General features: G+C 59.0%; 9 protein-coding genes. 1 reads left to right on the forward strand and 8 read right to left on the reverse strand.

All coding sequences use genetic code 11. The annotated features are described in order from the left end of the window. The first annotated feature begins 3 nt into the window (after nucleotides 1–3). Nucleotides 4–4,824, forward strand: a complete 4,821-nt coding sequence (locus PSV43_RS14000; RefSeq protein ID WP_300198313.1) for a PAS domain-containing protein — start codon at nucleotides 4–6, stop codon at nucleotides 4,822–4,824. Here PSV43_RS14000 and PSV43_RS14005 read toward each other — a convergent pair. The 8 genes from PSV43_RS14005 to PSV43_RS14040 form a co-directional block, all read right to left on the reverse strand. Further along, nucleotides 4,821–5,489, reverse strand: coding sequence for a response regulator transcription factor (locus tag PSV43_RS14005; protein WP_300198292.1), 669 nt, complete (start codon nucleotides 5,487–5,489; stop codon nucleotides 4,821–4,823). The genes PSV43_RS14000 and PSV43_RS14005 overlap by 4 nt on opposite strands. A gap of 24 nt (nucleotides 5,490–5,513) precedes the next feature. Beyond that, nucleotides 5,514–6,101 (reverse strand): hypothetical protein, encoded by a 588-nt coding sequence (locus PSV43_RS14010; RefSeq protein ID WP_300198295.1) that lies wholly within the window; start codon nucleotides 6,099–6,101, stop codon nucleotides 5,514–5,516. 218 nt (nucleotides 6,102–6,319) lie between these two features. Then, the gene (locus PSV43_RS14015) at nucleotides 6,320–6,838 is read right to left on the reverse strand and encodes a hypothetical protein (protein WP_300198297.1); all 519 of its coding nucleotides are present in this window, start codon (nucleotides 6,836–6,838) and stop codon (nucleotides 6,320–6,322) included. 150 nt (nucleotides 6,839–6,988) lie between these two features. After that, a complete protein-coding gene (locus PSV43_RS14020; RefSeq protein ID WP_300198300.1) occupies nucleotides 6,989–7,228 on the reverse strand; it encodes a hypothetical protein in 240 nt (79 codons plus the stop codon). A gap of 201 nt (nucleotides 7,229–7,429) precedes the next feature. Continuing rightward, complete coding sequence (locus tag PSV43_RS14025) at nucleotides 7,430–10,675, reverse strand: hypothetical protein (RefSeq protein ID WP_300198303.1); 3,246 nt, start codon at nucleotides 10,673–10,675, stop codon at nucleotides 7,430–7,432. A gap of 369 nt (nucleotides 10,676–11,044) precedes the next feature. Continuing rightward, complete coding sequence (locus PSV43_RS14030; RefSeq protein WP_300198305.1) at nucleotides 11,045–11,758, reverse strand: hypothetical protein; 714 nt, start codon at nucleotides 11,756–11,758, stop codon at nucleotides 11,045–11,047. A gap of 362 nt (nucleotides 11,759–12,120) precedes the next feature. After that, entirely contained in the window at nucleotides 12,121–12,417 is a 297-nt protein-coding gene (locus PSV43_RS14035) for a hypothetical protein (RefSeq protein WP_300198308.1), read from the reverse strand. A gap of 132 nt (nucleotides 12,418–12,549) precedes the next feature. Continuing rightward, the coding region (locus PSV43_RS14040; RefSeq protein ID WP_300198311.1) for a hypothetical protein at nucleotides 12,550–12,819 on the reverse strand (270 nt) is incomplete at its 5' end.

Here is a 12,819-nt window from a genome sequence, read left to right on the forward strand (position 1 = left end):
AAGATGGAAGAGGCGTTCCCGTTTCTTTTCACTTGGAACCGGAGGATGCGTATCATGCATGCGGGCCCCTCTCTGGCGCGCATCGCGCCAGATGTATCCGCCGGTTCGCGGCTTGAGCGGCTCTTCAAGCTGGAGAGGCCGCAGGGGATGCTGAATGCAGAGTGGCTGGACAAGCACTGCGGCGAGCTTTTGCTGCTGCGACATCATGGCACGGGAATGCTGATGCGCGGTCAGGTGATGCATCTGGAGGATTCGGGCCTGAACGTCTTTCTTGGTGCGCCTTGGTTGAACACGTCTGATGAACTCGACCGCCTGGGACTGACCCTTGCAGACTTTGCCCCGCACGATTCGGCGCAGGATCTTCTGGATGTGGTGCAGGGGCACCGCATCGCCAACGAAGAGTTGCGTAAGCTGGCGATGGTGGCGCAAAGAACGGACAACGCGGTGATCCTGGCCGACAAGGATGGCCTCATCGAATGGGTAAACGATGCTTTTGAACGCATGACGGGATGGACTCTCAATGAAGTGCGTGGCCTGAAACCCGGATCATTCCTGCAGGGCCAGCGCACAGATCCGCATGTTGCTAGCGACATGGGCCGCAAGGTTCGCGCAGGTGAGGGCTTTCGCACGGTGATCCTAAACTACCACAAAGATGGAGCGCCTTACTGGGTGGACATTGAGGTACAGCCGATTCATGACACTCAAGGCAGTCTGACTCATTTCATGGCGATCCAAGCTGATGTGTCGGGCAGCAAGCGCAATGAAATGCGCCGCCAGCTTGAAGCGACAGCAGCCGAAGTCATCTCCAGCGGAGTCGAAATGACCGAGATCATACCCACTATGCTTGCTGCCTTGGGAAGCCAGCTGCAGTCGTCACTGGGCAATTGGTGGGTTCGCGGCATCACAGGAGAAACCTTGCAGCTTGCCAACACTTGGCAGCAAGAAGGTGGGCACGTGAAACCGCTCATGCAGACCTCGCAGGACATCTGCTTTGCCGTAGGCAAGGGACTTCCTGGCTGGGTGTGGGCAACGCGCACCAGTCATTGGATCACCGATGTGCGCCAAGATGAAAACTTTCTCCATGGCCTAGCAGCGGTAGAATGCGGCATCACGGGAGCAATTGCTATCCCAGTTCATGTAGATGGCCAAATGTGCGGCGTGCTGGAGTTTTTCAGCCAGAACCTTGACGCCCCTGACGCCGACCTGCTGAATGGGCTCAATCACATCGGCCGTCTGCTCGGTCTGCTTTTGAAGCGACTGGAGGCCGAGGAGGCGCTGCGCAAAAGCGAACGTGCGATGAACGAGGGTCAAAAACTGGCTCATATCGGCACATGGGAATGGGATTTACACACCAACATGCTGGCGTGGTCAGATGAAATTTTCCGCATCTACGGCTACGTGCCGCGCAGTTTCACTCCAACGATGGATCATGTGAGGAAATCTGTGCTGGCAGAGGACATCCCCCGGCTTCTGGAAGTCTTGGATTCGGTGGCACGCACTGGTGTAAGCCAGGAGTTGTCCTACCGCGTCACACGTCCTGATGGAGAAATTCGTCATGTCCACACACTGGTAGCGGCTGAGTATGATGTCGGAAGCGTGCCCTGCCGCGTCGTTGGTACCATGCAGGATGTGACCGAGAGGATCCTGATGGCAAAGGCCTGCGAGCATTCTCAGCGCATCTCTCATCTCGGCAACTGGACGGTTGACCTGGTTGATGGCTCACTCAGTTGGTCGGCTGAGCAGTGCCGCATCTATGGTTTTGAACCCGGCTCCGTGGAAGTGAGTTTGGAGCTTTTCCGCCGCGCCATCCATCCCGAGGATGTGGATAGCGTGATGCAGTTCGTCGATTCCGTGGCGAAGACCGGGGAGGCCACGACGATAAACTACCGCATCATCCGCCCGGATGGCGACGTGCGGCATCTCCGCAGCAGCGCAGAAGGAAGCCGGGATTCATGCGGCAATATTCGAACAATCATTGGCACCGTGCACGACATCACTGAGTTGGCAGAGGCCCAGCGCACCCTCCAGCAAACGGATGAGCGCTGGCAGGTTGCACTGCAAAACAACGGGCTGGGCGTGTGGGACTGGAACATCATCAGCGGCTCTGTCATCTACACAGACGCGCTGCAGCAGATGCTCGGTTACGAGGCAGGAGAGTGGCCTCAGCACGTGGACAGCTGGAGTTCGCGTGTACACCCGGATGACCTTGCGTTCGTAATGGAAACGCTGAACCAGTATCTCAGGGGAGAGACGCCAGACTACCGCTGCGAGCACCGTCTGAGCTGCAAAGACGGCTCATGGAAATGGGTGCAGGATGTGGCCTGCATCGTGTCCCGCACCAAAGAAGGCCTGCCGCAGCGCATGATCGGCACGCAGATGGACATCCACAACCGCAAGCAGTCAGAGAAGGCCGTGAAGCGGCGTGCGGAGCTACTCAATGGCATCCGATCCGCGCAGGAGCACTTTATCGGCACCACAGAGGTAGGTCCCGTGTTTACCGAAATGCTGGATGTCATCGTGCGGCACACGTGCAGTAGCTTTGGCTTCATCGCTGAAGTCTTGAAAGATGAGCAGGACCAGCCCTATCTTCGTTCTTATTCGCTGACGGACATTTCATGGGATGAGGCAACGCGAAGTTTCATGCAATCAGTGGGGCCTGTGGGGTTGGAGTTTCGCAATCTGAAAACGCTTTTCGGCGCTGCATTGGTCACTAGGGAGGTGGTCATCGCGAATGATGCTGCGAAGGATCCGCGCAGCGGCGGTCTTCCACCAGGGCACCCGCCCATTCACAGCTTCCTGGGACTGCCGATTTACAACGGGCTGGAGATGGTGGGGCTCATCGGACTGGCCAACCGCCCGGAGGTTTACGATAAGGAAAGTATCAAGGAACTGGATCCCTTTCTCGCAGCCGTGAGCAGCATGATAGTCGCGCGGCGCGAGGCGCAGCGCCGCCGCCAGATCGAGGAGGAGCTGCGTGCCGCACGCGACAAGGCGGAGGCCGCCAGCCGTGCTAAAAACGAGTTCCTCGCCATGATCAGCCATGAAATCCGCACGCCGATGAATGGCGTCATCGGCATGGCTGGCCTGCTGCAGACGAGCCAGCTCGATGCAAAACAATCGGAAATGGTGAACGCCGTGCTGCACAGCGGCCACGCTCTGATAAAGATCATCGACGACATTCTCAACTTCGCAAAGATCGAGGCTGGCCAGATCGAACTGTGCGAGCAGCCGTTGGTGGTGGACGAACTGATCGAGGGCGTTGTAGATCTGCTTCATAACGAAGCCGCCACGAAAGGGCTGGAATTGGCGGCCATCATCGACAGCGAACTGCCGGAGGCGATCCGTGGAGATGCAGGTCGCCTGCGACAGGTGCTGCTGAACCTCGCGGGAAACGCCGTGAAATTCACCGACAAAGGGCACGTGACCATTCGCGTGGCAGGCGTGGATGGTCAGGTGGAATTTCGCGTGGAAGACTCAGGGATCGGTCTTTCAGACTCGGATCATGAGCGTTTGTTCAAGCCATTCAGTCAGTTGGACATCTCTCAGTCTCGACGTTTTAGCGGCACAGGCCTTGGACTCGCCATTTGCAAAAAGCTGGTGGACGGGATGAACGGGCGTATCGGAGTGGAAAGCGTGGTTGGGCGCGGATCGCAGTTCTGGTTCCGCGTGCCGCTGCATGGCGCACAAAACACACAGGTCGCGCGACAGAGCATGACGAGGCAGGTGTTTATTGCACACACATCGCCTGCCATGCGGGAATGCATCCGCAATGCGCTGGCTGCGCCAGGCGTGGAATTTCATGAGTTGAAACGTACCCAGGTACGCAGGCATCTGGCCGCTAGCCATGCGGCGGATGAGGTGCTGGTGCTTGACGTCGCATGGATTCCTGCCGCACAGACAAAGCAGTCATGCATCAATTGGCGGCAGGTGGTCATCATCGGTTCGGCAGTCATAACCGGCAGAGCCGCACCTGCGGAGGCCTCCTTTGTCACACTGCCCTTGCATCGCCAGGCCCTGCGCACGGCTGTCTGGCCTGCTGCTCTGGCGTCTAGACCAAAGAGCGCCTTGCCCCACCGGCGGACGCTCGGGCTCAATGTGCTGGTGGCTGAAGACAACCGCATCAATGCACGTCTGGCCTGCCTGCTGTTGGAAAATCTCGGGTGCAAAGCCGTCGTTGCCATCAATGGCATGGAGGCTGTGGCCGCTTACAAGAAGCAGCGTTTTGATGTCGTGCTGATGGACTGCCAGATGCCCATCATGGACGGATATGCCGCCACGCGTAAAATCCGCCAGTTGGAAACCAAGTGTGGAAACCGGACAAGAGTGCATTGCAAAATCATCGCGATGACAGCGAATGCCCTGCCGGAGGAGAGGGAGCGCTGCATTGCTTCCGGCATGGACGAGCATCTGTCGAAACCTTTCACCCCCGAATCGCTGGAACAGCTTCTGAATGCAAGCGTGCGGGCGGAAGGCCTCGAGGCAGCACCTGTAGCGGATCCTCTGGCAGTACTAGCAGCGCAGATTGGCGAAGATGAAACCCGCAAGTTGGCTGACATCTGGTTGGAGGAAGCTCCCAGCCGCCATCAGCAGCTCACAGCGGCCTTGAAGCGCGGTCAGTTGGAAGCATGTCGCAAGGAAGCCCATGCCCTGCGTGGAGCAAGTTCCATTTTTGGCATGCGTGCTCTCGTGGAGATCTGCCTTGAATTGGAGACGACAATTGAAAAGGGCAGGCGTGTGACAGCAGTACTCCATAAGACATTTGGAGCGCACCTTGAGCAGGCAACAGCGTCCCTGCTGCAGGCCAGGATGAAACGCTCAATTTAGCTCTGTTTCTCTTGTGCCAGCACCGCCAAAGCCGCGGACTTCGAATTCACGTGCAGCTTCTGATAGATTTTTTTCATGTGCACACGCACAGTTTCATGGCTCATGCGCAGCGCCTCGCCTACACCTTTTGCACTGCAATTTCTGGCCATGCTGTCCAGCACCTCACGCTCACGAATAGTGAGATTTTTCAGGGCGTTATGCCCGCCTTCAGGATGCGGCGGTGAACCACGGAATTCATCAATGAGCATGCGCGCAATGAACGGGCTCAGACTCACACCGTCCTTGATCACCTGTCTCAAACTTTCCAGAAAAGCCTGCGGTTCCAGAGTCTTGACCAAATAGCCGGATGCACCGCCGCGAATCGCGGAAAAGACATGCTCAGGCTCAAGAGAGGAGGTCAGCACCACACAAACCGGAGGGTTTTGGAGCTTTTTCAACTGGGAAATCAGCTCCAGCCCGCTGATACCGGGAAGCTCCAGATCAACGAAGAGAAGCTCTACAGCAGGGAGGTGCGTGTCTGCCAGCATGGCCTCGGCACTTTCCCAAGCATGCACCCACTCCACTTCGGCTGTGTTTTTAAGCAGGCTGGTCAAATAGGCACGGTAAACTGGATCGTCCTCGACCACCGCAGTTCGGTGGTGAGATTTTCGGCTGGAATTAGACATTTAGATGTTGCAGGTTGGAAAACCTCATATCGTATCTTGCAAAATTTCTCCGTAAAGCGCTAATGCACAGGGCTCACACACCGTGTGGGAGCTGGCGCGTCCTGTTTTCAGAAAAAGAAAATCATCCCAATGCATCCAGCCATTCTCTGTCGTGTGCCGGCGGCGGCACAAGGAGCATGTCACTGCCAGCATTTGCTGTTCTTTCATTCCTTCGGTCATTTGCCAACTTGCTTGGCTCCAGATAAGTGTGTGCAGACTGCACCGTAAACCGTCAACAATGCCTGCGAGACGCTCCGTAAGCTCAAAGGGGCCGGCAATTAACATTCCGAACATGTAACTGAAGCCATCAGACGCATTACCATCTGAAAGGCAAACACACAGCAAAGTGTCACGGTTCCCTGTTTTCAACAGCACCGGGCGCGGATAGATTTGCTGTGCGGCATTGAACAAAATGGTGTTTAGCGAGGAATCGTTTTTGTAAGTAGAATTGTGCTGGGCTACGATCTGGCAGCAATCGCCAGAATTGCGTCTCACCCAGGCATTGGTGCCTCCCATTAATTTGCAGGCTGCCTCAAGTACGCAAATGACCAACTGTTCACCCATGTCGGACATGCAGCCCGCCTTACCAGCAGGTGGTGGCAATTTTGGCAGAGAGGCAAAAGTGGAAGGAGATCTCACTTTGTAACTATACCAGATGGCTTTATGTCTTGGCGAATTCCAGAATGAGTTAACCCAATATTCCAGGTGTGTTACCTCAAAGTAATTTTTGCGGTCTGCTCACAAAGCGTAACAATTCATTTTCTCTAAATGTGTTGGTACACATTGTCGAGCTATTGGGCTCGTGGAGGGGTTGTGCCCTCCACGAGCAATACGTGACGGACAAAATGCCTGGCATGAATGGCATTGGCTTTGAGACGCTCGATGTCGCCAAGCACCTGGGAGGGGTTTTCGAGCGTCATGACTGGACCGGCTGCGGCGGCTTCCTTGGAAGGTGCCTTGCCGGGTGGCGCGTCGGCGGTGCCTGGAGTGGTATTCTGTGGTATATGTTGCGGTGAAGATGGGCTGGCGGCGGAAGTTTGCGGCGGCTGGCTTTCGGGGGCGGTGGGTTGCGTTGGCGTGGCTGCGGGTGCCGTAGGTGATGGCGGGCCAGAGGGTGGAACTGCGGAAGGCGGACTCGCGGCTGTATCTGTGGTATTAACTGGTACTTGTGGCTGTGTTGAGGTCTGGGCTGGCTGGCTGGGTGGGCCGCGGCCTTCGACGGCGATGGGGGTGATGGGGACGCCATTACCCGACGGCGGGGAGCCGGGGGGCAACAAGGGGACATCCGGGCCGTCCACGCTTGCGGTCATGATGGGTGGCTGCTCAGGACGCGGTGGAGGGGCGGACGGATCTACCTGGGAGGCGGTTTGCGATGGTTGGTCGGAACCTGAGCTGGGTGGAGGTGGCGGGGTGTTGCTGGGGGTGCTTGGGTGGGAGCCGTTTTTCTTGTCTGCCATGGCTTACACGCCGCCGCCGAGGAGGGCGGCTGTGAAGGCGTTCTGAGGGAACTGCTCGGCGAAGCTGGTGGCGGCTTCGTTGAAGGTTTTGCCTTTGTTCATCTCGGAGATGATGGTGTTGAACGCGCTGTCGATGGCATCCTGGGGGATCTCTTTCAGGCCCCCTTTGATGAAGGATGTGATGGTGGTGGTGAAAGCCTTTCTGGTGGCAGGGTTGTTCAGCGCCTGGGCTCCGCCGGGCATGACCTTGCTGAGGGCGAGGCTGACGGCTCCGCTGGCGATGGCGGCGCCTGCGGCTTTTTTGTAGGCTTCCTCAATGCTGTCTCCTGCTATGATGTGGTTTTGCAGCAGGTCTGTGTAGGTGCCGCCGGCGCTCTGCGCTGCGCCGAGTATCAGGCCTGCGGTGCCGCCGGTGGCGATGGCGACGCCAACGCTGGGGACGGCCTAGATCAAGCCGCTGAGGAAGCTGCCGATCTTGCCTTGGGTGGTGCCGGTGAGCTCGTTGGACTGGATGAGGCCCTGATTTTGCGCGGCCATGGCTGCGGCGGCTTCGCTGAGGGCCTGCCCGCCCACATTGACGCCGGTGAGGTCCTGGAAGCCGTTTCTGAGGAGGGCTTCGGCTCCGAGCAGACCGGCGACGACCTGGCCGCCGCCGGAGACGAGGGAGGTGCTGACCATGTCCATGAACTTGCGCACGCCGCTGCGGTTCTGCATGGCATCGAGGTAGATCTGCGTCTTCTCGTTGTCGGTGTACTGGCGCAGGCTGCCGTCGGGGAGTTTCTGGGAGAAGTGACCGGCGAGGGTGTTGCTGGTGAGCCACTCGGTGTAGTCCTGGACGCCGGGGAGGGTCTTGTTGGCCTTGAGGGTGTCTGTGGCCCGGGTGAGCCAGGCTTCATGCTGGGCGGGCCAGCTCTTGAGTGCAGCTTCCTTGGCCTCGGGGCTGGCGTTGCTGTCCTGGATGGCTTTTTCAAATTTGGCCTTGTCATCGGTGAGGGAGGGATTCACCGCGAGGCTGCCGTCTGTGAGGGTGCGGGTGGTGTCCTGGTCATGGCCGGAGAAGCCGATGCCGCGCAGGCCGGCATTGACAATGCCGGCCTGCTGATCGTGACCCTGCTGCGTGAGCGGGGTGGCGAAGTCGGTGCGGCGCTGGTCTTCCATGGCGCGGCGCACGTCGTCTTCGCTCATGCCGAGTTCTTTGGCTTTGGCCTGCACCTGGGCATCGCGCTGGGGGTCGCCTTTATCCATCCAGCTTTTGAAGTTGGGCTTGTCCGCCGGGGCCTTGCTGTCCTGGAACATCTGCTGCAGTCCGGCGCTCTGCTTTTGCAAGGTCTCGTAGGCTTCGCGCTGGGCGTAGGAGCCGACGCCGCTGTTGAACTTGTCGTTTAAAAATTTGGCGTCCTGGACGGAGAGGCGGCCGTCATTGCGCAGTTTCTGGATGCCCTCTGGGGAGAGGCCGGCCTGGGTGAGGGCGGTGTCTGCGGTTTTGCGGTCGGAGGTGGAGGTGGTGGCCTGCTGGCCTTTTTGGATGAGGTCGCTGACTTGTGCCTCGCTGAAGGGGGGCTGTGCGCTGGGGAGGTACACGGGGGTGCCTGCGGGGGCGCTTTTGGCGAGATCCAGCGCGGTCTGGCTGAACTGGCCATTCGGCCCGGCGGTGAGGGTGATGCTGTTGGTCTTGGGGTCCAGGGTGGCAAAGGGCTGATGTGTGCCGTCTGCGGCGAGGCGTGAGAGGCTGTAGCTGCCGTTTGCGCTGCGGGTGACGTGGACGTTTTCGGGGTCGGTGATGCCGAGGGCATTTTGTGAGGTGGTGAGTGCGGCATCGGCCTGCTTGAGGGGGGCCGTGCCCATTTTCAGCTCGGGGGCCTGCATGAGCATGTCTTTGAGCAAGAGGGTCTGGCCTGCGGCGGGCTGGGTGCCGCCAAAAGATTTCTCTGCGGCGGCAAAGAGCCGCTGAGTGTGCTGGGGGACGAGCGCGCGGCGCATGGCGGCGGCGGCGGCGGCGGGGTCTTTTTTCTCGGCTTCGGCGATGAGGCTTAGCTGGATGGCGCGGGTGTCTTCGTGTGCGGAGATGGCGTCTTTCTGCCACTGGGCGTTTGCGGGGCTTTCTGCGGCGGCGGTTTTGTAGCGGGCTATATCCTTCCTGCGGGCGATCTGCCCGCTGGTGGCGGTGCTGTAGTGGTCGTCTTGCAGCTTTTGCTGTGCTTGAACTTCCTGCTGACGCTGCTGGAGGGCTTCCTCTGCTTTGATGCGCTCTTCGCGGGCGCGGATGCGCTGGGTCTGTGAGTCCGGGCCGGTGGCCTGGTCTGCGGCTGCGACGGCCTGGTGGGCGGCGTCGAGGCGCTGCTGGGCGGCGGTGGCCTGGGCCTGCTTTTCGGTGAGCTGGCGTGTGATTTCTGCGCCCTGCGTGGTTTTTTCCTGGAGGGCTTTTTCGGCTGCCTCCGTGCGTGGTATCACGCCATTCTGCGCCATCGTCTGGATGTCATTGCCGAGATCTAGCCGGGTGCCGTCCGGGGTGGTGGTGAAGCGTTTGCCGTCTGGGGCCACTTGGAAGAGCGGGGACTTGCTGTCTTCGGGGATGCTGATGGGCTTTCCGCCTACCATGAAGTGGTATTCCACCTTGCCATTTGGCCCGGCGACGCGGGTGATTTCATTCACGGGGATCTGGTGATGCTTGCCGTGGTCATCGCGGTAGGGGACGGCGATGCCTTTGTCGGGGTCGTCGCGGTAGATGAAGGCGGGGGGCTTCTCCGGGGAGTTGGAATCGGTGGTGGAGACAAATCCGGTGTTGTGCAGCAGACCCTTGCCATCCGGGTGCGGGACGAGCTTGCCGTTTTGGATGGCGGCACCGTGCTGCCTGGCATTCGCGAGGCGGGCGGCTTCATACTTTGCGGCGTCCTCTGCTTCCGCTGCCGCGCGTGTGTGGGGCTGGGCTGGCGGCGCTGGAGGGGCGGCCTGCGGTGTTTCTGCGGCGGCGTTGCTCGGGGCAGAGGGATAGTTGCCGCGGCTATTGGGTTTGGGTGAGGGCGCTGCGGCTGCCGGTGTGGATGGTGAAGGATGAGGGGTGGTGGTGGCCGCATTGGGTGCCACGGCGGGTGGCGGCGTGCTGGGAGAATTGATTTTGGCAGGGGCTACTGCGGGTGGATTGGCTGGAGCAGGCGCGGGTGCTGCGGGTGCCGGCTGCTGCTGTGGCTGCTGGCCTGGATTTGCCGCAGGCGAAGGTGCCGCAACCTGCGCGGCTGCTTGCGGGAGCTGGCTGTTTGAAGGTGTGGGGGCGGGAGCTGGCGTGGCGGGCGGCTGGGCTGCAGCCGGGGAGGGGAGGGGCGTGTTGGTGACTGGGGCGGGCGTCTGAGTCTGCGCGCCGGGGCCACCTTGGGGGGGCGATACGGCGGGTTTCACTGCTGCGGGCGGCGGCTGCTCAGTCTGCGCGGGCGGCTGCGGAGCTGGAGGCTGCGGAGTTGGAGGTTTGGCGGCGAATGGTGGGGGCGGTGTGACGGCTTTTTGCCGCTGCGCGGGCGGGAGCATCGGCGTTAAATAGCGCGAGCCTGCGGGCTGCTCCGGCGGCCGGTAGGGGATGCCCAGTGGCTGCTGCTGCGTCGGCGGCTGGGAAGCGCCTGCCGTGCGCTGGTTTTGCGGCAGTTTGTCTTCTTCGGCGCTGGGATGGAGAAGCTTTGAAAGCTGGAGGTAGGAAGGCATGGGAGGAGCGTGGCCGCAGGGCGGCGGTGGCACCTTCCGTGTTCTTCACAGCGTCGGGTTGATTGAGGAGATCGAAAAAAGGATTGGGCCGTGATCTGGGAATGCAACTAAAAAATGTTCAATGATGGTAGTAAGTGGTATTCAAGTAGCTGGGGACATCGGCTGACAGGTGCCGCAATTCAGGGGGTGGGGCACGCAGCGGGTGCTGAAGGAGGTCCGGCAGGTGGGGGCTTCTTCGCGCAGGCCTTCCTTCACGCTACCGGCGGCGACGGCTTTGAACCCCAGGGGGAAGTTTTCTTTGAAGGCCGGCTGCCGCAGCAGGGCCCCGCGCTAGGTCTATGTCATCGGTCTGAGTGGTAGATTATGGTATCAGTTTGCCGAGGGATGCTGCTGACTGGCGCTTTGATTTGCAGCGGGAGTCCGCAGCGCGGCTTTGCGGGAGTGGCGCAGGAGTTCTTGCAGGTGGGTGTCGAGGTGGCTTTCGTCCGTGTCCTTCCAGTTGTTGCTCATTTTTCGGAGCTGGGCTTTGAAGGCTTCCCACATGTCGCGCAGCAGGCCGGGCTGCTTGAGGAGGTGGGGGGACTTCTCGGCCTGACGGGCGAACCATTCGTGGGCCAGTGCGGTGTGGTCGCCCGCGAGATGCCCGTAACCTTCTTGCTTGGCGATGGCATCCAGCTCTGTCTGTGGGACTCGCTGGGTCAGGCCGTCCCAATGCTGCTGCGCTTTGCTGTTCTTGGAGCCTAGCAGCGTCTGCAAGCCGTCATGCCCCACGCGCTCGTGGAGGATGACGCGGGTCAGCGCATCGTGCAGGGTCTCACCGGCGCGCAGCTCCGTATTGCCAGCAATGATGACGCTGTGGCCGGTCTTGGGATCGTGGAAGCCTTCGGCGTTTTGCAGGCCAGCCAAGTCTTCCTTTGAGAATGGATGCTGCCTTGCGTAGTCGGAGTTTAGGAGGTCTTCGACGCTGTGGAAGACGTGGGTTTTGTCGTGGAGGAGTCCGGGGACCTGAGTTTTTAGGTGTTCAGATACTCCGGCAACGGCGGAGGCGAGCCCACCGGGCCGTCCGGATAAGGCGTCACCCATTCTCCGCGTCGGTACGCCTCCAGGGAAAATGGGGTCAGGAAAATGGGGTCAGGGTGCAAAATCTGACAGATAATTTTTACGACTGCCTCTTCGGCTATTCCAAAATCATGCACGCGCAATACTTGCCTTAATACCAGAAATGAAAGGTGCGTACCATTCGCTTGTGAAGCATGTATTCAATGGTTTGTCAAGAGTTGCACCCTGACCCCTTTTTCCTGTATTCAATGGTTTGTCAAGAGTTGCACCCTGACCCCTTTTTCCCCCACTGGCCTGTGGGGAGGGCGGCAATGGATCAATCACATACGTTCAATGCTGCGATACATGCGCTTAACTTAATACCATTCGGGCATGGCATCTTTTCTTCATGTGATGGACTCCGCAGGGAAACAAGCGTTCCAAAGATCTTTTAAGCGCATGTTCACTGCTTCCTGAGTTTCCAGTTTGTCGTCGCTGGTCCATTTTTCGTACATTTCTGGCGTGATCAACCCTGGGGTATTGATCGCGTTTCGAAGTTGTTCTTTGAACTCACGGGCGCGGCTAGAAGAGGGCCAAGCAGCCCGGCACCATCTGGCAAGCTCTTTTAACGCGTAAGCTTCCACGTTGAGATGAGATGAGATCAAGGATTCCAAGGCCGGTTTTGGTCGATAAGGTGCTTTCATTATTTGTCAGGATGCATTCAAAAATGTATGCGGTGAAAGAATCCCAGTGCGATCAATAACTTTATCCGCACTATTTTATCACGACCCCATTCCTATTCAATCAAATGCAGCAACTCCGACTGGGCCTGCCTTTTACTTGAGAGCCTCATCAGGAAAGCACATGTTCCAGATGTCTTTTAGATGAGACTGTAGCAGCTCCTGTGTGGGGAACCCGTCATCCAAAGTCCATAGTTCGTAATTTTTTGGGGAGACGAGGCCGGGATGCTGTATGGCGTCGAGAAGCTGCCTTCTGAACTCGCGGCAACTTTCCAAGGCGGGATAGGATCTTTTGCACCAATCCGCCAGACTTTCAGGATCGTAGGCTTCCACCAATAAGTTATTTGTGAGTATTCTTTGAAGTGT

The sequence above is a fragment of the Prosthecobacter sp. genome (assembly GCF_029946185.1).
Taxonomy (GTDB): Bacteria; Verrucomicrobiota; Verrucomicrobiia; order Verrucomicrobiales; family Verrucomicrobiaceae; genus Prosthecobacter.

Coding starts and splice junctions, on each gene's coding strand:
- PSV43_RS14000 (WP_300198313.1), top strand. CDS start 4: ATGGAAGAGGCGTTCCCGTTTCTTTTCACTTGGAACCGGAGGATGCGT.
- PSV43_RS14030 (WP_300198305.1), bottom strand. CDS start 11,758: ATGGGTGACGCCTTATCCGGACGGCCCGGTGGGCTCGCCTCCGCCGTT.
- PSV43_RS14015 (WP_300198297.1), bottom strand. CDS start 6,838: ATGACCGCAAGCGTGGACGGCCCGGATGTCCCCTTGTTGCCCCCCGGC.
- PSV43_RS14025 (WP_300198303.1), bottom strand. CDS start 10,675: ATGCCTTCCTACCTCCAGCTTTCAAAGCTTCTCCATCCCAGCGCCGAA.
- PSV43_RS14020 (WP_300198300.1), bottom strand. CDS start 7,228: ATGCCCGGCGGAGCCCAGGCGCTGAACAACCCTGCCACCAGAAAGGCT.
- PSV43_RS14010 (WP_300198295.1), bottom strand. CDS start 6,101: ATGTCCGACATGGGTGAACAGTTGGTCATTTGCGTACTTGAGGCAGCC.
- PSV43_RS14035 (WP_300198308.1), bottom strand. CDS start 12,417: ATGAAAGCACCTTATCGACCAAAACCGGCCTTGGAATCCTTGATCTCA.
- PSV43_RS14005 (WP_300198292.1), bottom strand. CDS start 5,489: ATGTCTAATTCCAGCCGAAAATCTCACCACCGAACTGCGGTGGTCGAG.